This window comes from Pseudomonas sp. SWRI179 (genome assembly GCF_014268705.1).
GTDB classification, from domain to species: domain Bacteria; phylum Pseudomonadota; class Gammaproteobacteria; order Pseudomonadales; family Pseudomonadaceae; genus Aquipseudomonas; species Aquipseudomonas zanjanensis.
This window is the reverse complement of sequence record NZ_JABWRA010000008.1, coordinates 73,790-97,728: the sequence shown is the minus strand read 5'-3', so window position 1 is coordinate 97,728 and position 23,939 is coordinate 73,790. Positions and strand designations below refer to the sequence as shown.

Annotated in this window: 23 protein-coding genes and 1 pseudogene; 7 read left to right on the top strand and 17 right to left on the bottom strand. The window is 60.1% G+C overall.

Annotation, left to right across the window (positions count from 1 at the left end; all coding sequences use genetic code 11):
• Positions 1 to 114: 114 nt before the first annotated feature.
• The 4 genes from HU767_RS06815 to plsB all read right to left on the bottom strand — a co-directional run bounded on the left by HU767_RS06815 (position 115) and on the right by plsB (position 4,383).
• Positions 115 to 804, bottom strand: coding sequence for a DUF4197 domain-containing protein (locus HU767_RS06815; protein WP_186728939.1), 690 nt, complete (start codon positions 802 to 804; stop codon positions 115 to 117).
• Between the two features lie 30 nt (positions 805 to 834).
• Entirely contained in the window at positions 835 to 1,239 is a 405-nt protein-coding gene (locus tag HU767_RS06810; protein WP_186705484.1) for a YbaY family lipoprotein, read from the bottom strand.
• A gap of 93 nt (positions 1,240 to 1,332) precedes the next feature.
• Entirely contained in the window at positions 1,333 to 1,695 is a 363-nt protein-coding gene (locus HU767_RS06805) for a hypothetical protein (RefSeq protein ID WP_186728937.1), read from the bottom strand.
• Between the two features lie 189 nt (positions 1,696 to 1,884).
• Positions 1,885 to 4,383: a glycerol-3-phosphate 1-O-acyltransferase PlsB gene (gene plsB, locus HU767_RS06800; protein WP_186728935.1), complete on the bottom strand. Its 2,499-nt coding sequence runs from the start codon at positions 4,381 to 4,383 to the stop codon at positions 1,885 to 1,887.
• A 250-nt stretch (positions 4,384 to 4,633) separates the two neighbouring features.
• Between plsB and HU767_RS06795 the strand changes: the two genes are divergently transcribed.
• Positions 4,634 to 4,843 carry a cold-shock protein gene (locus HU767_RS06795; RefSeq protein WP_003198198.1) on the top strand — a complete coding sequence of 70 codons (210 nt, stop codon included), beginning with the start codon at positions 4,634 to 4,636 and terminating at the stop codon, positions 4,841 to 4,843.
• Between the two features lie 148 nt (positions 4,844 to 4,991).
• On the opposite strand, the gene HU767_RS06790 is transcribed toward HU767_RS06795, so the two are convergent.
• The 3 genes from HU767_RS06790 to dapE all read right to left on the bottom strand — a co-directional run bounded on the left by HU767_RS06790 (position 4,992) and on the right by dapE (position 7,409).
• Positions 4,992 to 5,369, bottom strand: a complete 378-nt coding sequence (locus HU767_RS06790) for a hypothetical protein (RefSeq protein ID WP_186705487.1) — start codon at positions 5,367 to 5,369, stop codon at positions 4,992 to 4,994.
• 79 nt (positions 5,370 to 5,448) lie between these two features.
• The gene (locus HU767_RS06785) at positions 5,449 to 6,258 is read right to left on the bottom strand and encodes a putative RNA methyltransferase (protein ID WP_186728928.1); all 810 of its coding nucleotides are present in this window, start codon (positions 6,256 to 6,258) and stop codon (positions 5,449 to 5,451) included.
• Positions 6,258 to 7,409: a succinyl-diaminopimelate desuccinylase gene (gene dapE / locus HU767_RS06780; protein WP_186705489.1), complete on the bottom strand. Its 1,152-nt coding sequence runs from the start codon at positions 7,407 to 7,409 to the stop codon at positions 6,258 to 6,260. The genes HU767_RS06785 and dapE overlap by 1 nt, the downstream gene beginning before the upstream one ends.
• Positions 7,410 to 7,801: 392 nt before the next feature.
• Between dapE and tcdA the strand changes: the two genes are divergently transcribed.
• Positions 7,802 to 8,620 (top strand): tRNA cyclic N6-threonylcarbamoyladenosine(37) synthase TcdA, encoded by an 819-nt coding sequence (tcdA, locus tag HU767_RS06775; RefSeq protein ID WP_030139502.1) that lies wholly within the window; start codon positions 7,802 to 7,804, stop codon positions 8,618 to 8,620.
• Positions 8,621 to 8,746: 126 nt separating this feature from the next.
• Here tcdA and HU767_RS06770 read toward each other — a convergent pair whose 3' ends face one another.
• The 6 genes from HU767_RS06770 to HU767_RS06745 all read right to left on the bottom strand — a co-directional run bounded on the left by HU767_RS06770 (position 8,747) and on the right by HU767_RS06745 (position 13,498).
• A complete protein-coding gene (locus tag HU767_RS06770) occupies positions 8,747 to 9,151 on the bottom strand; it encodes a SufE family protein (protein WP_186705490.1) in 405 nt (134 codons plus the stop codon).
• Positions 9,148 to 10,353 (bottom strand): cysteine desulfurase, encoded by a 1,206-nt coding sequence (locus HU767_RS06765; protein WP_186728927.1) that lies wholly within the window; start codon positions 10,351 to 10,353, stop codon positions 9,148 to 9,150. Before HU767_RS06765 ends, HU767_RS06770 begins: the two co-directional genes overlap by 4 nt.
• A gap of 176 nt (positions 10,354 to 10,529) precedes the next feature.
• Entirely contained in the window at positions 10,530 to 11,564 is a 1,035-nt protein-coding gene (gene dapD, locus HU767_RS06760) for a 2,3,4,5-tetrahydropyridine-2,6-dicarboxylate N-succinyltransferase (RefSeq protein ID WP_186705492.1), read from the bottom strand.
• A gap of 32 nt (positions 11,565 to 11,596) precedes the next feature.
• Positions 11,597 to 11,905, bottom strand: coding sequence for an arsenate reductase (locus tag HU767_RS06755; RefSeq protein ID WP_238349422.1), 309 nt, complete (start codon positions 11,903 to 11,905; stop codon positions 11,597 to 11,599).
• A 913-nt stretch (positions 11,906 to 12,818) separates the two neighbouring features.
• The gene (locus HU767_RS06750) at positions 12,819 to 13,190 is read right to left on the bottom strand and encodes a transcriptional regulator (protein WP_186705493.1); all 372 of its coding nucleotides are present in this window, start codon (positions 13,188 to 13,190) and stop codon (positions 12,819 to 12,821) included.
• A gap of 5 nt (positions 13,191 to 13,195) precedes the next feature.
• Complete coding sequence (locus HU767_RS06745) at positions 13,196 to 13,498, bottom strand: type II toxin-antitoxin system HigB family toxin (RefSeq protein WP_053118835.1); 303 nt, start codon at positions 13,496 to 13,498, stop codon at positions 13,196 to 13,198.
• Positions 13,499 to 14,184: 686 nt separating this feature from the next.
• On the opposite strand from HU767_RS06745, the gene HU767_RS06740 reads away from it, so the two are divergent.
• The gene (locus HU767_RS06740) at positions 14,185 to 14,547 is read left to right on the top strand and encodes a DUF6124 family protein (protein ID WP_039591988.1); all 363 of its coding nucleotides are present in this window, start codon (positions 14,185 to 14,187) and stop codon (positions 14,545 to 14,547) included.
• 379 nt (positions 14,548 to 14,926) lie between these two features.
• Here HU767_RS06740 and HU767_RS06735 read toward each other — a convergent pair.
• The 4 genes and pseudogenes from HU767_RS06735 to map form a co-directional block, all read right to left on the bottom strand.
• Positions 14,927 to 15,230 (bottom strand): annotated as a pseudogene (locus HU767_RS06735) (Fis family transcriptional regulator).
• Between the two features lie 103 nt (positions 15,231 to 15,333).
• Positions 15,334 to 16,533, bottom strand: a complete 1,200-nt coding sequence (gene dapC / locus HU767_RS06730; RefSeq protein ID WP_181289171.1) for a succinyldiaminopimelate transaminase — start codon at positions 16,531 to 16,533, stop codon at positions 15,334 to 15,336.
• A gap of 122 nt (positions 16,534 to 16,655) precedes the next feature.
• A complete protein-coding gene (locus HU767_RS06725) occupies positions 16,656 to 19,358 on the bottom strand; it encodes a [protein-PII] uridylyltransferase (RefSeq protein WP_186705494.1) in 2,703 nt (900 codons plus the stop codon).
• 53 nt (positions 19,359 to 19,411) lie between these two features.
• Positions 19,412 to 20,194: a type I methionyl aminopeptidase gene (gene map / locus HU767_RS06720; RefSeq protein WP_053118843.1), complete on the bottom strand. Its 783-nt coding sequence runs from the start codon at positions 20,192 to 20,194 to the stop codon at positions 19,412 to 19,414.
• Between the two features lie 432 nt (positions 20,195 to 20,626).
• Here map and rpsB point away from each other — a divergent pair, with 432 nt between their 5' ends.
• From rpsB to frr, 4 genes are all read left to right on the top strand, one after another.
• Complete coding sequence (rpsB, locus tag HU767_RS06715; protein ID WP_003198231.1) at positions 20,627 to 21,364, top strand: 30S ribosomal protein S2; 738 nt, start codon at positions 20,627 to 20,629, stop codon at positions 21,362 to 21,364.
• Positions 21,365 to 21,559: 195 nt separating this feature from the next.
• Positions 21,560 to 22,423 (top strand): translation elongation factor Ts, encoded by an 864-nt coding sequence (gene tsf / locus HU767_RS06710; protein ID WP_024619613.1) that lies wholly within the window; start codon positions 21,560 to 21,562, stop codon positions 22,421 to 22,423.
• A 216-nt stretch (positions 22,424 to 22,639) separates the two neighbouring features.
• Positions 22,640 to 23,383: a UMP kinase gene (gene pyrH, locus HU767_RS06705; RefSeq protein ID WP_186705496.1), complete on the top strand. Its 744-nt coding sequence runs from the start codon at positions 22,640 to 22,642 to the stop codon at positions 23,381 to 23,383.
• Positions 23,380 to 23,937, top strand: coding sequence for a ribosome recycling factor (gene frr / locus HU767_RS06700; protein WP_060739001.1), 558 nt, complete (start codon positions 23,380 to 23,382; stop codon positions 23,935 to 23,937). The genes pyrH and frr overlap by 4 nt, the downstream gene beginning before the upstream one ends.
• Positions 23,938 to 23,939: the final 2 nt, after the last annotated feature.

Sequence of the window (23,939 nt, the reverse complement as noted above, 5' to 3'; positions counted from 1 at the left end):
GGCCGCTGCGCAGCCCAGCGGGAGCAAGCTCCCTCGCCACAGGATTGTGGTTTGTCAGATAGACGGTGTATTCATCGCGAGCAGGCTCGCTCCCACAGTGTTTTTGCGCTTGGCTTAGAGCGTACCGAACACCTTCTTCGCCAAACTGGTCGCCGCAGCCGCCGGGTTCTGGCGAATGGTGGCTTCCTGCTTGCCGATCATCTCGAACAAGCCGTCCAGCGCCCGCTCGGTCACGTAGTTTTCGATGTTGGCGCTCTTGGCATCCAGCACGCCGAACGTCGCGGCCTGGCCGGCGAAGGCGTTGTATTTCTGGGCCAGGCCGACCTTGTCGGTGGCCAGCTTGACGATGGGCAGGAACTTGGCGCGGATCTGCTCGCGGCTGCTCTTGTTCAGGTATTGCGTGGCCGAGTCGTTGCCGCCGCTCAAGATGCCCTTGGCATCGCTCACGCTCATGTTCTTCACGGCATTGACCAGGATCGGCTGGGCCTGGACTACGGCGGCCTCAGCAGCCTGGTTCATGCTGGTTTCCAGTTGATCGACCTGCTCGCCCATGCCGAAGGCCTTCATCTTGCTGGCAACTTTGCCCAGCTTGCCTGGCAGTTCGATCTTCACGTCCGGGTTGTTGCTGAAGCCGCCGGGAGTGCCGAGTTGCTTGACCGCCACCTGTGCGCCTTGGGTCAAGGCGTCCTTGAGGCCACCCGTGGCATCTTGTTGCGACAGGTCGCCCAGGGACAGGGCCATGGCATTGGCGCAGATCAACAGGCCGGCACACAGGCCGGTGAAACGAAGGGTAGGGCGGAGCATGGCAGCTTCCTTGATGGAATTTAAAAGGAATCAGCGTGCGGCGTTGACGCGAATCTTCAACGGCTGCGGATCTTTGCCATCGAGTTGGACCGTATGCTGTTCAGTGGTGATGAACATCAACTGGCCGTCCACTTCGATGCGGGCGCTCACGGCATAACGATGGCCGGGCTTGACCTGATTGGCATCATAACTGAGGTGGAACGGCAACGGGACCTGGCCTTTGACTGGGCCGCGCTGCTCATCGAGCACCACCGCAGGAGCGTCGGCCAGGGAAACGTCCTGCAGGCTCACGCTCAAGGTGGCGTTGGGCGGCAGGGCGATGCGTTGCAGATAGAAGACTTCGCCATCGAGGCTCGCGACGGAGGCGGCGGGTGGCGTTGATGATTGGCACGCGGCCAGCAGTGAAGTGAATGCAAGCAGAAGACATTTTTTCATGTGGAAGTACCTTTCCTTTGACGCCAGCAACACGCTGGCGTCAAAGAGAATCTGGAGGAATCGGCACCAAAAATCCAGCCGAAACGTAACGACTCAGATGTTGGACGCGATCTCACTGGCCGACGAGGGCGCCAGGCTCAGATCGATCTCAACGTCTTGATCGCCTCCATTCCAAATGAAGGCATGTTCGTTATCGGCTAGAAAGTCAGTGCCTTCATGGTTGATTTGCATCTTCACCGAGAACTCATCCCCTGGGACAGCCGGGTCGAAATCGGGAACGATGTGGAAGGAAAAGACCAGAGGTGTTCCCGCCGGAAATACGTTGGAGCTGATGGCAGGATAGGCGCCTGGCAGACCGGTCTTTTTTTCGATGGAAATTGCATAATCCCCTGCGCCTGTTTGTGGGACTTGATAATCGTCTGGCAGACGCAGTGTTACGTTGATTGCGTGTTTCATGAGTTGAATTCCTTTTCAATACGTCGAGATTGACGTAAGCCCATCCTAGAGAGCTGCTCCAAAGTTCTCTGTAGGTCTTTTCTCCGTTTGACGTCGCTTTGGCCGCTGCGCAACGTCGGAGTACGCCTGTCTATCGACCGATGCACTCACCAGAACCGTTCTCTGTTCACGGTGAGTGATCGGCATGCGTCAAAGGTCGGGGCTGACGGCGACCTCCGCCGCGTCTTCACTGCGATGCAATGCCACCTGGCGGATCGACAAACGAATCTCCGCCGGCAGCACCCGCTTGGCCGCACCTTCGGCCAGTTCGCCGAGCAGCTCGTGATAGCTGAGCTTGCCCGCTTCGTCCCGGCGCAGCACGTCGAGGTCGAGCATCGTCTGGATAAAGTGGCGGAACAGGCTTTTGTCGAAGAATTCCGGCGCATTCAGGCCATGCAGGATCGACAGGCGCTGGGCCATGACGGTGCAGAGGTCTTCCAGTTCTTCGGCGCTGACGGTGTTTTGACCGCTGTTGAGCAGCAGCGAGACGGTCATGTAGAAGCGCTGCAAGGTCTGGGCGATGCTTTTCGACAGCAACGTCAGCAGCACGAAGTGCCGCGAACTTGGCGCCGGACGCAGGTACAGGTCGTTTTCGAAACGCAGCAGGCCCTGTTCGACGAACGCGTCGAGCCACTGGTCGACCACGCCGTCCAGTTCTTCCAGCGACCAGCGAATGAACAGCTCCGATTGCAGGTACGGGTACAACGCATGGGTGTAGCGCAGGATTTGTTCGCGGCTCATGCGCGAGCTGCTCTGGAAGAAGCTCGCCAGCAACGCCGGCAGGGCGAAGATGTGCAGCACGTTGTTGCGGTAGTAGGTCATCAGCACCGCGTTCTGCTCGTCCAGGTACAGAATCTTGCCCAGGGCATCGCTCTGTTCCGACAGCAGGTCCATGCCTTTGACGTGCTTGATCAGCGCTTGGCCATCGCCTTCGGGCAGGGTGGTATGGGGCGAGTACGGGACTTTGCGCAACAACGCCAGGTACAGGTCGAGCACCCGGGCCATGGCGCGGTCGTCCAGGGCCAGGCGGCTGGTGGACAGCAGCGCCAGGGCGACGAGGTTGACCGGGTTGATGGCCGCGGCTTCGTTCAGGTGCCGGGCCACGCGTTCGCCGAGGCGGTGGGTGGTCGCGTTGAGCCAGGCCGGTTTGAATTGCGGGCCCAATTCCTGTTGGCGCCAATCCGGTTGTTCGCTGTCGAGGAATTCCGCCAGCTTGATGGGTTCGCCGAAGTTCACCGCCACCTGCCCGAAGCGCTGCTTGAGGGCGCCGATGACCTTGAAGATGTCGAAGATCGATTCTTTTTTCTTGCTGGCCCCGCGCAGTTCGCCCAGGTAGGTGCGGCCTTCCAGTACCCGTTCATAACCGATGTAGACCGGCACGAAGACGATGGGCATGCGTGACGAACGCAGGAAGCTGCGCAGGGTGATGGCGAGCATGCCAGTCTTGGGTTGCAGCATGCGCCCGGTGCGCGAACGACCGCCCTCGACGAAGTATTCCACCGGAAAGCCTTTGGTGAACAGCGTGTGCAGGTATTCGTTGAACACCGCGGTGTAGAGCGGGTTGCCCTTGAATGTACGGCGCATGAAAAACGCCCCGCCACGGCGCAGCAGGCCGCCGATCACCGGCATGTTGAGGTTGATGCCGGCAGCAATGTGCGGCGGCGTCAGGCCGTTACGAAACAGCAGGTATGACAGCAGCAGGTAGTCGATGTGGCTGCGGTGGCACGGCACATAGATGACTTCGTGGCCCTGGGCGACCTTCTGCACGCCTTCGATGTGGTTGACCTTGATGCCGTCGTAGATCTTGTTCCAGAACCAGCTCAGCACCACTTCCAGGAAACGGATCGCGGTGTAGGTGTAGTCCGAGGCGATCTCGTTGCCGTAGCGCAGGGCCTGGGCCTTGGCTTTTTCCGGGGAGATCTTTTCCCGCTCGGCTTCCTCGGCAATCGCCTGCTTGACTAGCGGCTGGTTCAACAGGCCCTTGACCAAGTGGCGTCGGTGGGAAATATCAGGGCCGATGACCGCCGCCTTCAGATTGCGGAAGTGCACCCGCAGAATCCGCTGGGCCATGCGCACGGTGCGTTCGTGGCCCTTGTCGTGTTCGATCAATTCGCGCAGGTGGATCGGCGCGGAGAATTGCACGCGGGTCTTGCGCCCCAGGATCATGATGCTCAGCAGGCGACGCAGGCGCCCGGTGACGGCCCAACTGTCGGCAAACAACAGCTTCCAGGGGCTGGATTCGCTGTCCGGCGACTGCCCCCAGAACACGCTGACCGGGATGATTTGTGCATCTTCGGCGGCGTTGTGGGTCAGGGCGTCGACCAGCCGCGTCAGGGTGGGCGGCGCACCGCGCTTGTCCTGGCGCCCGATCCAGTCTGGCGCTGGCGTCAGGTAGAAAAACGCCGCCGGCTCCAGCAGGTTGCCCACCGAGACCGGGAGCACCGGACGGGGCAGGCCGGCCTTGGTGCATTCGGTGTCGAGCACCGCCAGGTCGGTGAGCGAGGGATCTTGCAGGACGTAGAACACCGGACGACTGCGGTCGAGGTTGAGGGTGAAGGACGACTGGTTGATCGTCTCGGAGCGAACCCAGAGGTACAACAGTCGGCGCAGGGTGCCAAACACAAGACGGCGGAACGGGGAGCGGGTCATACGGCTTCTGCATGAGTGGATAAAACCGAGCGGCTGCTCGGGCTCGCTAGTGTGCCGGATTCATCGAAAATCGGCAAAAAAGCGCCGAAGTAAAGTCAGTTGAGAGTTTTTCCGGGTGTCATATACTCGGCCAGCTACTGCCCCGGCCTTCTCCATGGACGGCCGGACGGTGGCTTAGGTTCGTACGGCTTTGCCTTTTGCGGTTGGGCGGGAAAAGCCGACTTAATAATAAGAGATGGGAGTGAGCATCATGGCAGCACGGGAAACCGGCAGTGTGAAGTGGTTCAACGACGCGAAGGGTTACGGCTTCATCCAGCGTGAAGGCGGCGCGGATGTATTCGTGCACTACCGCGCCATCCGCGGTGAAGGCCACCGTTCACTGACCGAAGGCCAGCAGGTCGAGTACGCGGTCGTGGAAGGGCAGAAGGGCTTGCAGGCTGAGGATGTGGTGGGGTTGTAACCCGTTCTTGCAGTCACCGCAAATCCCTTGTGGGAGCGGGCTTGCTCGCGAAAGCGGTGTGTCAGCCAATGAAAATATTGCCTGATATACCGCTTTCGCGAGCAAGCCCGCTCCCACATTTAGGTTCAGGTTGGACCTGAGACTAGGGTCACGCCGTCTTCCAGGTAATCTCTTCTTCCCCATCGGCGCTGATGCGAATCCAGCGGTCCGCCGATTCTTCCCCTTCCTCTTCCACCCAGGAGCCAGGCGCGCAGCGCACTTCGACGTTCAGCGCGGCGAAGGCGGCGCGGGCGCAGGCGATGTCGTCTTCCCACGGGGTCTGGTCGCTTTCCAGGTACAGGCTGTTCCATTTGCCCACGGCCTTCGGCAGCCAGGTCACCGGGATGTTGCCAGCCTTGCACTTGTAGGTCTGGCCTTTCTGTACCCAGTCGCTGCAAGGGCCCAGGGCCTGGCCGAGCCAGTGGGCAATGGCCTTGTGGTCGACGTCGGCGTCCTTCAGGTAAATCTCGATATCGGGTTGGCGCATGGATGTCCTCGCTGCGGTCTTGAAAAATCCATTCGCGGATTTAACTGGCCCCAGGCGATTGCCCGAGGCCTAAAGGTCATTATTGAAGAATGAAATAATCGTAGCGCATCGACACCGTGACTTCGAACGGCTCGGCCTGCTCGATCACGCTGGCACGGCGTTCGGCACTGGCGCGCCAGCCATGGGGCGTCATCGCCAGCAGGTTGGCGCGGTCCTGGCCATCGGTGAGCACCAGTTTGAATTCCAGGGTTTCGCTGTGATCCAGCTCCATGCCCGGTGGTACCAGGGCCAGGTGCTTGTCGTCGGTGTATTCGCGTACTTCGTCGTAGAGACGCTCGCGCAATTCCATCAGGTGGCCGGCGGTGGGGCCGACTTTCATCAGTCCGCCGCCGGGGCTGAGCAAGCGCTTGGCCTCCTGCCAGTCCAGCGGGCTGAAAACGCTGGCCAGGAACTGGCAACAGCCGTCCGCCAGCGGCACCCGGGCCATGCTGGCGATCAACCAGGTCAGTTGCGGGTTACGCTTGCAGGCTCGTTTGACCGCTTCGCGAGAGATGTCCAGGGCATAGCCATCGGCATTGGGCAGCGCTTCGGCAATTTGCGCGGTGTAGTAGCCTTCGCCGCAACCGATGTCGAGCCAGCGCCCAGGCGCACGTTCGGCGGCCAGCTCGGCCAGGCGCCGGGCGACCGGGGCGTAATGCCCGGCGTTGAGAAAGTCGCGGCGAGCTTCGACCATCGCCTGGTTGTCGCCAGGGTCGCGGCTGTTCTTGTGCTGCACCGGCAGCAGGTTCAGGTAACCCTGCCGCGCACGGTCGAACCGATGCCCGGCCGGGCACACCACGCCGGTGTCCGCCGCGTTCAGCGGTTCACTGCAGATCGGACAGGCAAGCATCAGGCGAGCAACTTGATCAGCGTCTTGTAGTAGATCTCGGTGAGCACGTCGAGATCGGCGGCCAGCACACGTTCGTTGACCTGATGGATGGTCGCGTTGACCGGCCCCAGTTCTACCACTTGCGTGCCCATGGTGGCGATGAAACGACCATCGGACGTGCCGCCGCTGGTGGAGGCTTTGGTTTCGCGTCCGGTCACGTCCTTGATGCTCGACGACACGGCGTCCAGCAAGGCACCCGGCTCAGTGAGGAATGGCAGGCCGGACAAGGCCCAGTCGATGTGCCAGTCCAGTTGATGCTTGTCGAGGATATCGGCGACGCGTTGTTGCAGGCCTTCGACGGTGGATTCGGTGGAGAAACGGAAATTGAACACCGCTTCCAGGTCACCGGGGATCACGTTGGTGGCACCGGTGCCGGAATTGAGGTTGGAAATCTGGAAACTGGTCGGCGGGAAGAAATCGTTGCCGTGGTCCCAATGCTCGGCGGCCAATTCAGCCAGGGCCGGCGCGGCCAGATGGATCGGGTTCTTCGCCAGGTGTGGATAAGCCACGTGGCCTTGCTTGCCGCGCACGGTCAGCTTCGCGCCGAGGGAGCCGCGACGACCATTCTTGACCACGTCGCCCACCAACGTGGTACTCGACGGCTCGCCGACGATGCACCAGTCCAGTCGTTCCTGGCGGGCCTTGAGGCGTTCGACCACGGCTTTGGTGCCGTGGTGGGCCGGGCCTTCTTCATCGCTGGTGATCAGGAAAGTCAGCGAGCCCTTGTGGTCCGGGTAGTCGGCGACGAACCGCTCGGCCGCCACGACCATCGCCGCCAGGCTGCCTTTCATGTCCGCCGCGCCACGGCCGCAGAGCATGCCCTGCTCGTCGATGACCGCGTTGAACGGGTCGAGCTGCCAGGCCTGCACCGGACCGGTCGGCACCACGTCGGTGTGCCCGGCGAAGCACAGCACCGGCCCGTCATGCTTGCCATGGCTGGCCCAGAAGTTATCCACATCCTCGATACGCATCGGCTCAAGCTTGAAACCGGCGTCGCCCAGGCGCTGCATCATGATGTTTTGGCAATCGGCATCCACCGGCGTCACGGACGGACGGCGAATCAGGTCGCAGGCGAGTTGCAGGGTCGGCGAGAGGTCGGCGTGGGCCGTCATGGAAAACTCCGGAAGCAGGAAAGGAGATCGCAGTCCATGTGGGAGCGGGCTTGCTCGCGAAGCTCTTAGCGTCAGTGATGACGCCTTCGCGAGCAAGCCCGCTCCCACAGGTCCTGAGTTCGACCGTTGGATGGTATTCGGCCGAGGCTACAAAATGGCGGTTATCTTATAGCAAAACGACCCTCATGGGCCCCTGGCGGGGGACAGGTGGAACACAAAACCTGTGGGAGCGAGCCTGCTCGCGAAAGCGTTGGATCAGCAGAATCGATTTAACTGACACATCGCCTTCGCGAGCAGGCTCGCTCCCACAGAGGAGATGGGGTGAGATTCATGTCGCGAACAGCTCGAATTGCCACGGCAAAGCCCTATAATGCGCGCCGGTTTTTGGGGTAATGGTCATGAGTACAGAAGATCCACGGTTTGCCGGCATCGCCCGTTTGTATGGCATCGAAGGCCTGGAGCGCCTGCGGGCGGCCCATGTGGCGATTGTCGGCGTCGGCGGTGTCGGGTCCTGGGCGGCGGAAGCCATTGCCCGTTGCGGCGTGGGCGAGATTTCGCTGTTCGACCTGGACGATGTCTGCGTGAGCAACGCCAACCGTCAGTTGCACGCCCTGGACAGCACCGTCGGCAAGCCCAAGGTCGAGGTCATGGCCGAGCGGCTGCGCGGGATCAACCCCGACTGCACGGTGCACGCGGTGGCGGACTTCGTCACCCGCGACACCATGGCCGAGTACATCACGCCGAACATCGATTGCGTGATCGACTGCATCGACAGCGTCAACGCCAAGGCCGCGCTGATCGCCTGGTGCAAGCGCCGCAAGATCCAGATCATCACCACCGGCGGCGCGGGTGGGCAGATCGATCCGACGCTGATCCAGGTCTGCGACTTGAACCGTACGTTCAACGATCCACTGGCCTCCAAGGTGCGCTCCACCTTGCGCCGCGACTACGGCTTTTCCCGCACCGTGACCCGCCACTACAGCGTGCCTTGCGTGTTCTCTACCGAACAACTGCGCTACCCGAAGCCGGACGGCAGCATTTGCTTGCAGAAGAGTTTTGTCGGTGACGGCGTCAAGCTCGACTGCGCGGGTGGGTTTGGCGCGGTGATGATGGTCACGGCGACGTTCGGCATGGTCGCGGCGACCAAGGCTGTGGATAAGATCGTGGCGGGTGTGCGACGGCCGGCGGACAGAGTCAAGCCCGGGCAGTAATGCAACGCTGCTCACTAAGGGAGTGGTGAACCTGTGGCGAGGGAGCTTGCTCCTGCTGGACTGCGCAGCAGTCCCCATTTTCATGAGCGCTTCGCACTCAAGCGGGAGCAAGCTCCCTCGCCACAGTTATTGCGTCAGCTCAAACATCCGCTTCAACACCGCATTCAACCCATTGCTGCGCGACGGCGATAGCTGTCGCGACAACCCCAACTGATTGAACCAATCCGGCAAATCCACCTGCTGCAACTCGTCAGCGGACAAGCCATTGACCCGCGCCAGCAACAACGCCACCAACCCCCGGATCAACCGCGCATCGCTGCTGGCGGAAAACTGCCAATGCCCGTCGTGCAAGCGACCCACCAGCCACACCTGGCTCTCACAGCCGTGGACGAGGTTGGCCTCGCACTGGTCGGCGTCGCTCAGGGGCGGCAGGCGTTCGCCCCATTGCATCAGCAGACGGGCCCGTTGTTCCCAGCCGGAGGCTTCCTGGAAAATCTGCAACGCGGTGAGGGCGTCGGCGGGCAGGCTCATCGCAGCATCTCCAAGGCCTGGTCCAGGGCTTCGAAGAAACGTTCGAGATCGGCGGAATCGTTGTACAGCGCCAGCGATACCCGAATCGCCCCGGACAGCTTCAAATGCTTGAACAGCGGCATTGCGCAGTGATGCCCGGCGCGCACGGCGATGCCTTGCTCGGTCAGCAGGTGCGCCAGGTCGGCGTTGTGGATACCTTCGACCACGAAGCTGACCAGGGCCAGGCGTGGGTTGCCGACCAGGCGCACGCCGTTGCGCGCCAGCAGGCCGCTAATCAAATAGTCGTGCAACGCTGTTTCATGGTCGATGACCGCTTGCCCGTCGAGACCGGACAGGTAGTCGAGTGTCGCCCCCAGGCCAATCACGCTGGCGATGGGCGGTGTGCCGGCCTCGAAACCCAGCGGCGCCGGGCGGAAGGTGGCGCTGTGGTAATCGGCTTGCTGGACCATTTCGCCGCCAAATTGCCAGTGACGCAGTTTGCTGAGCGCTTCGGTGCGACCGAACAACGCCCCCAGGCCTTCGGGGCCGTACAGCTTGTGACTGGAAAATACATAGAAGTCGCAGCCCAGTGCCTCCACATCGTGGCGGCCATGGACGACACCCTGGGCGCCATCGATCACCGTCAGCGCATCTTGCGCCTTGGCCATCGCCAGCAATGCCGGCAATGGCTGCCACGTGCCGAGGACGTTGGATAGCTGGCTCACGGCCAACAAGCGCGTGCGCGGCCCGATCAGCTCGGCGGCGGCATTGGTATCGATCACTCCATCGGCATCCAGCGGCAGCACTACGAGCTTCAACGCGCGACGCTCGGCCAGTTGCTGCCAAGGCAACAGGTTGGCGTGATGTTCCAGGGCGCTGACAACAATTTCATCGTCAGGGTTGAACAGATGTTCCAGTCCGTAGGCGAGCAGGTTCAACGCCGAAGTGGCGCCGTGGGTGAAAACGATCTGTCCGCAGTCCGTCGCGTTGAGCCATTGCGAAACCTTGAGGCGACTGTCTTCGAATGCCTGGGTGGCCAGCGCTCCGGGCAAATGTTGCGCACGGTGCACGTTGGCCGCGCCGTTAGCGTAATAGTGCGTCAGGGCGTCCAGCAGGGCTTGGGGTTTTTGCGTGGTGGCGGCGCTGTCCAGGTAGGTCTGGCCTTGCCGTTGCAGGGCGGCGATGGCCGGGAAGTCGGCGCGCCAAGGGGATTGGATCAACATGCTTTCGGGCCCTGCTGGAGTTACGCCGGACCCTGTGGGAGCTGGCTTTTTTTTGTGGGAGCCAAGCTTGCTCGCGATGAACGATGACACGGTCTCGCGGTAAACCGTGTCGCTGCCATCGCGAGCAAGCTCAGCTCCCACAAAAAAAGCTCGCCCCACAGGTGAGGGAGTGAAGCTTAGTTATGAGCGTGCAGTGCTTCGTTCAGCTCGATGGCCGACTTATGCGTCTTGCATTCCACTGCACCGGTTTCGGAGTTGCGACGGAACAACAAGTCGGGCTGGCCGGCCAGGTCGCGGGCCTTGACCACTTTGACCAGTTGGTTGTTTTCGTCCAGCAGCTTCACTTTGGTGCCGGCGGTCACGTACAGGCCCGACTCTACGGTGTTGCGGTCGCCCAGCGGGATACCGATGCCGGCGTTGGCGCCGATCAGGCAGCCTTCGCCCACCTTGATCACGATGTTGCCGCCGCCCGACAGGGTGCCCATGGTCGAGCAACCGCCGCCCAGGTCCGAGCCCTTGCCGACGAACACGCCCGCCGAGACACGGCCTTCGATCATGCCCGGGCCTTCGGTGCCGGCATTGAAGTTGACGAAACCTTCGTGCATGACCGTGGTGCCTTCGCCCACGTAGGCGCCCAGGCGCAGGCGCGCGGCATCGGCGATACGCACGCCGGCCGGGACCACGTAGTCGGTCATTTTCGGGAATTTATCCACCGAGAACACTTCCAGCAGCTCGCCGCGCAAGCGGGCTTCGAGCTGGTGCTCGGCCAGTTCGGCCAGGTCGATCGCGCCCTGGCTGGTCCAGGCCACGTTCGGCAGCAGCGGGAAAATGCCGGCCAGGTTCAGGCCGTGGGGCTTGACCAGGCGATGGGACAACAGGTGCAGCTTGAGGTAGGCCTCAGGCGTGGAGCTCAGTTGGGCATCTTCGGCCAGCAAGGTGGCGACCAGTGGCTTGTGGCTTTCGGCCAGGCGGGTCAGCAGCTTGGCTTGCGCGGCATCGACGTTGCGCAGTGCCTCAGCCAACTGCGAAGCCTGGGCGGTGGTGAAGGTGATGGCCTGGTTGCCTTCGCTGTAGCCCAGGATCGGCGCGATAGCGGCAACGATCTCAGCCGACGGCTTGAGCATCGGCTGTGCGTAGAACACCTCCAGCCAAGCGCCTTCACGGTTTTGGGTGCCGACGCCGAAGGCCAGGCTGAACAGGGTAGTGGACATGAAATTACCTCTACAAAATGGACTGGGCAGGCTTACTTGATCTCTGCCGCATAAATATCTGGCTTGAAGCCAATCAGGGTTCGGTCACCGAGATCGAGCACCGGGCGCTTGATCATCGAGGGTTGGGCGAGCATCAGTTCGATGGCTTTCGTCTGGTCGAGATCGGCTTTGCGTTCGTCGTCGAGTTTGCGAAAGGTCGTACCGGCACGGTTCAACACCACTTGCCAGCCATGCTCGTCGCACCATTGGGTCAGGTGCTCACGGTCGATGCCGGCGGTCTTGTAGTCATGAAAATCGTAATGCACAGCGTGATCATCGAGCCAGGTGCGCGCCTTTTTCATCGTGTCACAGGCTTTGATGCCGAAAAGGTGCAACGTTTTGCTTGAATCGGTCAAGGAACTGCCCCCTTTGCAGGTGCTGGAAAATAAAAGGTGAAGGATTATGCCATGACCGGACGGTTTCGCGGCGGCCCAGGTTGATGCGCTACAAAACCTGTGGGAGCGAGCTTGTGGGAGCAAAGCTTGCTCGCGATACAGGCGACACGGTTCAACTGCAACACTGTGCCATCGTTCATCGCGAGCAAGCTTTGCTCCCACTGGCTCATTCCACAGGGCAGGCTGCGACATAGGTGTAACGGTCAGGCTAATGCTAGGCGGTTAATATGGCACTTCAACGGCAAGCTGTTGCTGGATGTGTGTAGTTGGCATTGCAAGGCGGACCTAGCCTTATGATGGGCTTTACAAGATGTACACCCTTCTCTAATGTTTGCCACGAGTGTGCATGAGCCTCCCGCTCGTTAAATCCAGATGAGGCCTGCGTAGCACCGCCCATGGTCAGCCCGTAAAGGGTAAGTAATGGGATGGTTAGGCAGCGGCTAACCCCTCAACCTTTTGGTTGTTGATGCTCCATGAGGGCCTACTGGCCCTATCTATTCTTGAAGCCGAGCGAAAGTTCGGCTTTTTCTTGCCTGTCTTTTGCGCCCCAAGATCAGACTCTGGGGCTGGCTTAGTGCGGGTACATCCCTATCCTCATAAAAAGCAAAGCCGCCCGAAGGCGGCTTCAATCGACACGCAGTTGAGCTTGCTCTGCCCCGTCTGCGTGGCTGGGTCAACCCCGAGAGGGATTCAGAAGGTCAACAATTGCGATCATCGAGATCACATCCGTTTTCTGATCCTTAACCTAACGACAAAGCCCGCAGATGTGGGTTTTGTCGTTTCTGGAAGACATAAGAAGCCCGGACTGTCCGGGCTAGTATCAGGCAGCTTTTACTGGCTTTATCAGGCTTTCTGCTGGGATGCCGAACATATCGTGAAGCTTCCAGATCATGGGCAGAGTTAACGAGCGTTTACGGTTGAGCACCTCGTATACGCGGTTCGTTTTTCCGATAGCGGGAACCAGATCGGCCGCGGTGAGTCCGGATTGCTCCATGCGAAACTTGATGGCTTCAATTGGGTCAGGCAGATCAACCGGGAAGTTCTTGGTTTCGTAGGCCTCGATCAGAGTGACCATGACTTCAAAAGCATCGCCTTCCGGGGTGCCAAGTTCAGGCTCATTCTCAAATAGGGGAGAGATCTCTTTGAGAGCTACCCGGTATTCGTCATCGGTGCGGATTGGACGAATGTTCATGGTGATTACTCCATTTCCACGGTGTTTGCGTCGATCTCATCGTACCGACGATGAGTGCCGACAAACTTGATGTACACAGCGCCGAAGCGGTAGGCAATGGCGACCACCAGGCGGTAGTCGTTACCCTTGATGTTGAATACCACGCGGCGACTCTTGAGAATGCTTGCGTTACCGTATTGCGCCTTGATGTCGTTTGGGTTGGTCCAAGTGGCTTTTTTGGCATCGTCAAGCCAAGCCTTAAGCTGCTGTTCGGAATCTGGGTATTTCTCCCAGAAGGCTTTCAGGTGACTGATGGCGATAATTCTCATGGGTGAGAATGTAGTCCCATGGTGGGACTTTTGCAAGCATTCACAAGCAACAGCTTGCGGTCCTGCCGGGCACTCATCCTTAACCTCATAAAAAGCAAAGCCGCCCGAAGGCGGCTTCAATCGACACGCAACTGAGCTTGCTCTGCCCCGTCTGCGTGGCTGGGTCAACCCGGAGAGGGACCCAGACTCCTGCCAGCGTTCACCGGTGACGGGGGCGATCATGGCTACTGGTATCAGCGAATTCAAGCGAGCTTGATTCTTGAAACAGGGCTGCATGAGTTTTGTTGAGGTGTTAAACCCGTAAAATCAAGGGCTTGCTTTGATGAGGTGCGTTTTATTTCTTTTCTTGTCTGAGTAAGCGCTTATGGTCTGTCAGACGCACCGAAGTTTCCGACACGTTTTTAAGGTTGTCCGTCGGAAGCGAGGGCTCTAGCCTCTGGGTGTCGCTACCAATTCAGCGACCGGACGTGAGAATCCGAATACCCACTATGCGCATAAGCGCCCGCCATATAAAGTGCAGGCGCGTTTCGTCCATACATCATGTTATGGCGGCTGTGCGCGGGCATGTTTCGACATGGCCGGGTATTTAGTGGGTGTTTGACCCGGATTCTCACCCCGCGTACGGCTGCCACTCTCTAGTCCGTGAGAAGGCTTTGTGGCGGCTCCAACACCCAAGGAGCATCCAAATGATCAAAGAAACTCCAAACCCACCAAAATCAGCCTCCACTTTTCCCTACGGCGACTATGCCCCCGAAAAGCTGCAAGAGGCAGCTGACCGTGTGCTGGATCAATATCTCAAGCCTGATGACGACAGCAAGTCAGAACCCAAGCCTTCAGTACAGTTATTCACGGTGGCTGACGGTATCGACACCGAAGTGTTGCTGGCCAACCTCAGCGAAACCCTGGCTTCGGCCAATGCGATGCTCAATGACCTTGCCTTCGATCAGGACGGCTCGCGACGGCATGTAGCGTTGGGGGTGGCGCAGATGATTGAGTTGGGGATGTTGCTGGCGAACAAGTGCCTGGATCGGGTAGAGCTTCGGACTTGATGTAATAAGTGCTGGCCTCATCGCGAGCAAGCTTTGCTCCCACAGTGGTTGGGTATTGTTCACAGGACGCGCGATCAACATCAACCCTCTGTGGGAGCGAGCTTGCTCGCGAAGACGTAGGCCCATTCAACATGGGTGCAAGCTGAACCACCGCTTTCGCGAGCAAGCCCGCTCCCACAGGGGATTTGTGGTGTTCGCAGATATGGGGGCGACACCAGCCCCCTGTGGCGAGGGAGCTTGCTCCCTCTGGGCCGGGCTGGCGCTCCAGCGCGAAGCGGCCCTGAAACCGGGCTGCGCGGTATGTCAGGCAGATTGAGTTGACTGCTTCAGGGGCCGCTGCGCAGCCCAGCGGGAGCAAGCTCCCTCGCCACAACAGCGCTTATGCGTGAGCTTCTTCCTGCTCAGGCACCAACCGTACTTCCACCCTCTGACCCAACGCACGTGCTGCGCTGGCAAGTGTAGCCAGCGTCATTCCCGCATCGTTCTGATTCATTGCTAGGTCAACAGCGGTGCGATTACTGAGCATCCGCTGTGTCAGGGTCTTTTTGACCACTTTCTGAAGCATCATTTGCATCGGTCATCTGCCAAGAAGTGACGCGATTGAAGGCCGTTACGCAAACCTCTTCGGCGATACCTTGCTCGGCGAGAAAGTCGTCAAAGTCAGATCCGATGTGCTTGTTCATTCTAAGTGACTCGGTTGGTATGGACGTGTTGGGGCCGCTGCGCAGCCCAGCGGGAGCAAGCTCCCTCGCCACAACAGCGGTCCGCTTCAGTGCGATACAGCCATCAACCCCGACGCTGGATGAACGCGCGGATCCGCTCCGCCGCTTCCACGCATTCAGCCAATGGCGCGACCAGGGCCATGCGCACGCGGCCGGCGCCTGGGTTGACGCCGTCCACGTCGCGGGAGAGGTAGGAGCCCGGCACGACGGTCACGTGCTCCTGTTCGAACAGGTCACGGCAGAAGGCTGCGTCGTCGCCCGCCACGTTCGGCCACAGATAGAAGCTGCCATCGGGACGTTGCACGTCCAGCACTGGGCTGAGGATTTCCAACACGGCGTCGAACTTCTCCCGGTACAGCGCGCGGTTGGCCCGTACGTGCACTTCGTCGTTCCACGCGGCAATGCTTGCCAGTTGGGTTTGAACCGGCATCGCGCAGCCGTGGTAAGTGCGGTACAGCAGGAAACCCTTGAGGATGTCCGCGTCGCCGGCCACGAAGCCGGAGCGCAGGCCAGGCAGGTTGGAGCGCTTGGAGAGGCTGTGGAAGACCACGCAGCGCTTGAAGTCCTTGCGACCGAGTTCGACGCAAGCGGTGAGCAGGCCTGGCGGCGGGGTCTGTTCGTCAAAATACAATTCGCTGTAGCACTCGTCCGAGGCGATGACGAAGTCATATTCATCCGCCAGGGCGATGAGTTTCTTCAGCACGTCCACCGGGATCAGCGCGCCGGTCGGGTTGCCCGGGGAGCACAGGAACAGGATCTGGCAGCGTTTCCAGACGTCCGGCGAAACGGCATCGAAATCCGGGTTGAAGCCGTTCGCGTCCAGGCACGGCAGATAGTGCGGCTTGGCCCCGGCCAGGAACGCCGCGCCTTCGTAGATCTGGTAGAACGGGTTCGGGCTGACCACCAAGGCATCGTCGCCCCGGTTGACCACGGTCTGGGTGAAGGCGAACAGGGCTTCACGGGTGCCGTTGACCGGCAGCACGTGGCGCGCCGGGTCCAGCCAGCCGTTCGGCACGTTGAAGCGGCGCTCGCACCAGCCGGTGATGGCTTCGCGCAGTTCCGGGATGCCGAGGGTGGTCGGGTACACGGCCATCTTTTCCAGATTGCTGGCCAGGGCCTCGGCCACGAAGCTTGGCGAGCGATGCTTGGGCTCGCCGATGGACAGCGCGATTGGGCGCTTGTCCGGGTTGGGCGTGACGCTGCCGAGCAGGGCGCGGAGTTTTTCGAACGGGTAGGGCTGGAGCTGGTTCAGAGCGTTGTTCATTGAGGGCCTCTTTCAATGTGGGAGCGAGCCTGCTCGCGATAGCGGTGTATCAGGAAGCATCAATGCTGGATGTTCCGCCGCCATCGCGAGCAGGCTCGCTCCCACAGGGGACATGTGTTCGTTCAGATGCTGATGCGTGTCAGGTGGGCATCAGGTTCCTGGTTGACGCTCAAGTGCTGCACGATCGCTTCCTGCAAGCGGCTGCACAGTTGCGGATCGGACAACGGCTGGTTCTGAGCGTCGGTAATGAAAAATACGTCTTCCACCCGTTCGCCGAGCGTGGCGATCTTGGCGTTTTGCAGCGACAGGTCGAACTCCAGGAAAATATGGCCGACCCGCGCCAGCAGGCCCGGGCGATCCGGCGCGCTGAGTTCCAGCACCGTGACCTGGCGCTGGGCGTCGTTATGAATCGTCACTTGCGGCGCGAAGGCGAAATGCTTGAGCTGGCGCGGCACCCGGCGTTGGATGATGGTCGGGTAGTCCGCCGGGTTGCGCAGGGCTTCGGTGAGGCCGTCGCGAATCTGCTTGACCCGCGCCGGGTTGTCGCCAATCGAATCGCCGTCGGTGTCGAGCACGATGTAGGTGTCGAGGGTGAATTGGCTGGTGGACGTAATGACTCGGGCGTCATGAATGTTGAGGTTGAGCTGGTCCATCGCTGCCACCGTCACCGCGAAGAAGTCGTGCTGGTCCGGGGCATAGATGAAGATCTGCGTACCGCCCTCGAACTCACGCTGGGTGGTTTCCTTGATCAGCACCAGCGGCCCGCCATCGGCCGGTTGCTGCAGGATCGCGTCGCTGTGCCAGGCCACGTCGCCGGCGGTGTGGCGCAGGAAGTAATCATCGCCCAATTGCGACCAGAGCTGCTCGACATCGTCCGGGTCGGTGCCGCCGCGGACCAGGATGTCCAGGGCTGCGCTTTGGGTACGACGGATCTGCTCTTCGCGGTCCACCGGGTTTTCCAGGCCGCGGCGCAAGGCCCGCTTGGTCTCGGTGTAGAGCTGGCGCAACAGGCTGGCGCGCCAGGAGTTCCACAGGGTTGGATTGGTGGCGTTGATATCGGCCACGGTCAACACATAGAGATAATCCAGGCGGATTTCGTCGCCAACGGTCTGGGCGAAGTCATGGATGACCTGCGGATCGGACAAGTCCTTGCGCTGGGCGGTGGTCGACATCACCAAATGGTTCTGCACCAGCCAGACGATCAGCCGGCTGTCCCACAGAGGCAGTTGATGGCGCTGGCAGAACGCCTCGGCGTCCACCGCGCCGATCTCGGAATGGTCGCCCTGGCGGCCCTTGCCGATGTCGTGGTACAGCCCGGCCATGTAGATCAGCTCGGGCTTGGGCAGCTTGCCCATGAGCTTGCTGGCCAGTGGGAATTTCTCCGACACCTGGGTGTACTGCAATTTACGCAGGTGCTTGATCAGGTTCAGCGTGTGGGCATCGACCGTATAAATGTGGAACAGGTCGTGCTGCATCTGCCCGACGATGAAGCCGAACTCCGGCAGGTAGCGCCCGAGGATCCCGTAGCGGTTCATCCGGCGCAGGTTGCGGTGCACGCCGATCTTGCATTTGAACAGCTCGATGAACAGGCTGGTGTTGCGGATGTCGTGACGGAAATCCTCGTCGATCAGATGACGGTTTTCCCGCAGCAGGCGGATGGTATCGGCGCGTACACCCTTGATTTCCGGCTGCTGGGCCATGAGCACGAAAATCTCGAGCATGGCGAAGGGCGTGCGGCGAAACACGTTGGCGTTACGCGCTTCGATGTAGCCGTCGTGCAACTGAAAGCGTGAGTTGATTGGCAGCGGCGGTTCTTCGTCCTCGGGGGCGAGGATGACTTCCTCGAAGTGCTGGATGATCAGTTCGCTGAGCTGGGCGATGCTCATCACCACGCGGTAGTACTGCTGCATGAAGTTTTCGATGGACTGCTTGGCATCCTGCCCCTCGAAACCCAGCAGTCCGGCGATGGAGCGCTGGTGATCGAACAGCAGGCGGTCCTCGGAGCGCCCGGCGAGCATGTGCAGGGCGTAGCGGACCTTCCACAGGAATTCCTGGGACGAGGCCAGCAAGGCGTTTTCGCTTTCCACCAGGAAACCTTCCCCGGCCAGGGCGCGCAGGTTCAGCGTGCCGTACTGGCGGCGGGCGACCCACAGGATCGTCTGGATGTCCCGCAGCCCGCCGGGCGAGCCCTTGACGTTGGGTTCCAGGTTGTATTCGGTGTCGTTGTACTTGTGGTGACGGGCTTTCTGCTCGGCGTGCTTGGCCAGGAAAAAGTCCTTGCTGGGCCACATGTGCGCCGTGCTGGTGACATCGAGCATGCGCTGGCGCAGGTGCTCGGGGCCGGCAACGGTGCGGCTTTCCATCAGGTTGGTGATCACTGTCAGGTCGGCGCGGGCCTCGTCGGCGCATTCCTGTACCGAACGCACGCTTTGGCCGACTTCCAGGCCGATGTCCCACAACAGCGTCAGGAAGCGCTCGATGGAGTCGCGGAAAATTTCATGATCGGCGCTGTCCAGCAGGATCAGCAGGTCGATGTCGGAGTAGGGGTGCAGCTCGCCGCGCCCATAGCCGCCCACCGCCACCAGGGCGATGTCGGCATCCTCGCTCCAATCGAACTGCTCCCAGGCCTTTTGCAGGATGTTATCGACGAACCAGGCGCGGTCCTCGATCAGCCGACGAATGTCCCGGCCATTGCGAAAGCGCTGGTCGAGCACTTCGTGGGCCTGGCGGATGGCCTTCTTGAATGCCGAGATGGGGCTTGCCTTCAGGGCCAGTTCAGCCTGGAACTGGCCGCGGTCGAAGAGTTCGGGATCCACCTGCGGCATTGAATGGCTTTCCTTTCTATCTATATCTGTTGGATCTATAGGCTGGGTACGGATCAGGCGGAAACGCGCGCGATGGTGTCATCGCTGCGCAGGGTGAAGATTTCGTAGCCGGTCTCGGTGACCAGCAGGGTGTGTTCCCACTGGGCCGACAACTTGCGGTCCTTGGTGATGGCGGTCCAGCCGTCGCCCAGCACCTTGGTGTCGGCGCGGCCCTGGTTGATCATCGGCTCGATGGTGAAGGTCATGCCCGCCTGCAACTCCATGCCGGTGCCGGCGCGGCCGTAGTGCAGGATCTGCGGTTCTTCGTGGAACACCTTGCCGATGCCGTGGCCGCAGAACTCGCGCACCACCGAGAAACCGTTCTTCTGCGCATGCTTCTGGATCACTTCGCCGATGTCGCCCAGGCGGCAGCCCGGTTTCACCAGTTCGATGGCCATGTACATGCATTCCTGGGTGACCTTGGACAGGCGCTGGGCCCACTCCGGTACGTTGCCGACATGGAACATGCGGCTGGTGTCGCCGTGATAGCCGTCCTTGATGACGGTGACGTCGATGTTCAGGGTGTCGCCATCCTTCAACGGTTTTTCGTTGGGGATGCCGTGGCAGACCACGTGGTTGATCGACGTGCAGATCGACTTCGGGAAGCCTTTGTAGTTGAGCGGGGCGGGGATGGCTTTCTGCTCGTTGACGATGTAGTCGTGGCAGATACGGTCCAGCTCTTCGGTGGTCACGCCCGGCTTGACGTAGTCGGCGATCATCTCCAGCACTTCGGCGGCGAGTTTGCCGGCGACACGCATTTTGGCGATGTCCTCGGGCGTCTTGAGGGTAACGGTCATACAGGCTCTCTCTGCGCCCGACGGCGCTGTTCAAAACGAAATGGGCAGCGGATGATGACTCGCGTGGCCCTGAAAGAGGCGATTCTAACAGACGATCAGCGCAAAGAACTCCCCAGCCCGGAACTCTGTGGCCTGGGCGCGAGAGTGGGAGCAAAGCTTGCTCGCGATCCAGGCGACTCGATTTCTAAAGGACCGCATCGCCTTTTCGCGGGCAAGCCTTGCTCCCACAATCCCCTCGCCACAGGGATTTGAGAATCCGTGTTCCGTTTTCGCCCTTGCTGTGGTATAAAATGCGCCGCTTTCCGGGGATGACCCCGTAAGCTTAAATCCACACACGTGTCGACACGATGACCTGGGTGCCTTCGGTTTATATAGCCGCTGGTTGGTCATTGGGATACGTGGAGGCCAAACCCGACTTATCAAGGAACTATCATGTCCCAAGTCAACATGCGCGATATGCTGAAGGCCGGTGTGCACTTCGGTCACCAGACCCGTTACTGGAACCCGAAAATGGGCAAGTACATTTTCGGCGCGCGTAACAAGATCCACATCATCAACCTTGAAAAAACCCTGCCGATGTTCAACGAAGCACTGACCTTCGTAGAGCGCCTGGCCCAGGGCAAAAACAAGATTCTGTTCGTCGGCACCAAGCGTTCCGCTGGCAAGATCGTTGCTGAAGAAGCAGCACGTTGCGGTTCGCCGTACGTCGATCACCGCTGGTTGGGCGGCATGCTGACCAACTTCAAGACCATTCGCGCTTCCATCAAGCGTCTGCGTGACCTTGAAGTCCAGTCCGAAGACGGTACTTTCGCCAAGCTGACCAAGAAAGAAGCGCTGATGCGCACTCGCGATCTTGAGAAGCTGGACCGCTCCCTGGGCGGTATCAAGGACATGGGCGGTCTGCCTGACGCACTGTTCGTGATCGACGTTGACCACGAGCGCATCGCGATCACCGAAGCCAACAAGCTGGGTATCCCGGTCATCGGCGTTGTCGACACCAACAGCAGCCCGGAAGGCGTTGACTACATCATCCCAGGCAACGATGACGCCATCCGCGCCATCCAGCTGTACATGGGTTCGATGGCTGACGCTGTAATCCGTGGTCGCAACAATGTTAACGGCGGCACCGAAGTCTTCGCTGAAGAAGCTCCGGCAGCAGCCGCTGAGTAATCGACGCCCCTGGCGTTGACTCAGTAAGCAAAAAGGGGGCTTGGCCCCCTTTTTGCCACCTCGAAAACCATTTGCCGCCAGCGCAGTGACTTGTTTGTAACCTGCCGTGGCCTATAAGCAGTGGTTTTCCAGGAAGAATTGATCGCCCGTTCGATCGGGTGGAATGGTTGAAAACCTATCCAAGAGGATTTTGAAATGGCAGAGATTACTGCAGCGTTGGTCAAAGAACTGCGCGAGCGTACCGGCGAAGGCATGATGGATTGCAAGAAAGCCTTGACCAAGGCTGGCGGCGACATCGAAAAAGCCATTGATGACATGCGTGCTTCGGGCGCCATCAAGGCTGCCAAGAAAGCTGGCAACATTGCCGCTGAAGGCGCTATCGGTATCAAGGATGACGGTAAAGCTGCCGTTATCATCGAAGTCAACTCGCAGACTGACTTCCTGGCCCTGCAAGACGACTTCAAGGCATTCGTTGCCGCCAGCGTCGAAAAAGCATTCGCCGACAAACTGACCGACGCAGCTCCGCTGATCGCCGCTCAGGAATCGGCTCGTGAGGCCCTGGTTGCCAAAGTAGGCGAAAACGTCAACATCCGTCGTCTGGTTCGTGTCGAAGGCGATGTTGTCGGTTCTTACCTGCACGGCAACAAGATCGGTGTTGTTGTGGCCCTCAAAGGCGGCAACGTCGAGCTGGCCAAGGACATCGCAATGCACGTCGCTGCCAGCAACCCTGAGTTCCTGCTGCCGTCGGAAGTTTCCGCTGATGCCATCGAGCGCGAAAAAGCCGTGTTCATGCAGCTCAACGAAGACAAGATCAAAGGCAAACCTGCCGAAATCGTTGAAAAAATGGTTGCCGGTCGTATCACCAAGTTCCTGGCTGAAGCCAGCCTGGTTGAGCAGGCGTTCGTCAAGAACCCTGAAATCAAGGTCGGTGAACTGGCCAAGAAGGGCGGCGCTGAAATCGTTTCCTTCACTTACTTCAAAGTGGGCGAAGGCATCGAGAAGCCAGTAGACAACTTCGCTGAAGAAGTAGCTGCTCAGCTGGCTGCCAGCAAGCAATAAGACAGTTTGTATAACTGTCGCCCTGAAGAGGCTGCCCGCTTAACGCGCGCAGCCTCTTTTTGGATGGGGATGCCGATTTTTATTGGTTTCCTGTCGGAACTGGCTTACAAAGCCGTGTTCCGATGGCGCTGTGTCAGCGTCAAGCTAGAGTGAACGCAGGCTGAAAACAGCCGGCAAAGAATTTTTTGAACACATACGCCGCAGGAGAGATTCGCAATGGCTCAGCAGGGCAGTGGTTATCAGGCTCGCTATAAACGCATTCTACTCAAGCTTAGCGGCGAGGCCCTGATGGGCTCGGAAGAGTTCGGGATCGATCCGAAAGTGCTGGATCGCATGGCCCTGGAAGTCGGCCAGTTGGTCGGGATCGGCGTTCAGGTCGGCCTGGTCATCGGCGGCGGCAACCTGTTCCGCGGCGCAGCGCTGAGCGCGGCCGGCATGGATCGGGTCACGGGCGACCACATGGGCATGCTGGCCACTGTGATGAACGCCCTGGCTATGCGCGACGCGCTGGAGCGTGCCAATATCTCGGCCATCGTGATGTCGGCCATTTCCATGGTTGGCGTGACCGATCACTACGACCGCCGCAAAGCCATGCGCCACCTCAATTCCAAGGAAGTGGTGATTTTTGCCGCCGGTACCGGTAATCCGTTCTTCACCACGGATTCGGCCGCCTGCCTGCGAGCGATCGAGATCGATGCCGATGTCGTGCTCAAGGCAACCAAGGTCGACGGCGTGTATACCGCTGACCCGTTCAAGGACCCGCATGCCGAGAAGTTCGATCATCTGACCTACGATGAAGTGCTGGATCGCAAGCTGGGTGTCATGGACCTGACGGCTATCTGCCTGTGCCGCGACCACAAGATGCCGTTGCGCGTCTTTAACATGAACAAGCCGGGCGCCCTGCTGAATATCGTCCATGGCGGCGCCGAAGGAACACTGATCGAGGAAGCTCAACAATGATCAATGAAATCAAAAAAGACGCTCAAGAGCGCATGCAGAAATCCCTGGACTCCCTGAACCACGCATTCGGCCAGATTCGTACCGGCAAGGCTCACCCCAGCATCCTCGGCAGCGTCATGGTGCCTTACTACGGCACTGACACACCGCTGAGCAGCGTTGCCAACGTCACCGTGAAAGACTCGCGCACCCTGCAGGTCGTGGCTTTCGAGCGCAACATGCTCGCTGCCGTAGACAAGGCGATCCAGAGCGCCGGCCTGAACCTCAACCCAACTAACCTGGGGGAGCTGCTGCTGATCCCGATGCCGGCCCTCACCGAGGAAACGCGCAAAGGCTTCACCAAGCAAGCCCGTAGCGCAGCGGAAGATGCGCGTGTTGCTGTGCGCAATATCCGTCGTGACGCGTTGGGTGAGCTGAAGAAGTTGGTCAAGGACAAGGAAATCAGTGAAGACGAAGAGCGTCGTGCCATCGCTGATATCGATAAGCTGACCAAAGAATCCGAGGCCCAGATCACCAAGGCCACGGACGAGAAAGAAAAAGACCTGATGGCCGTATAAGG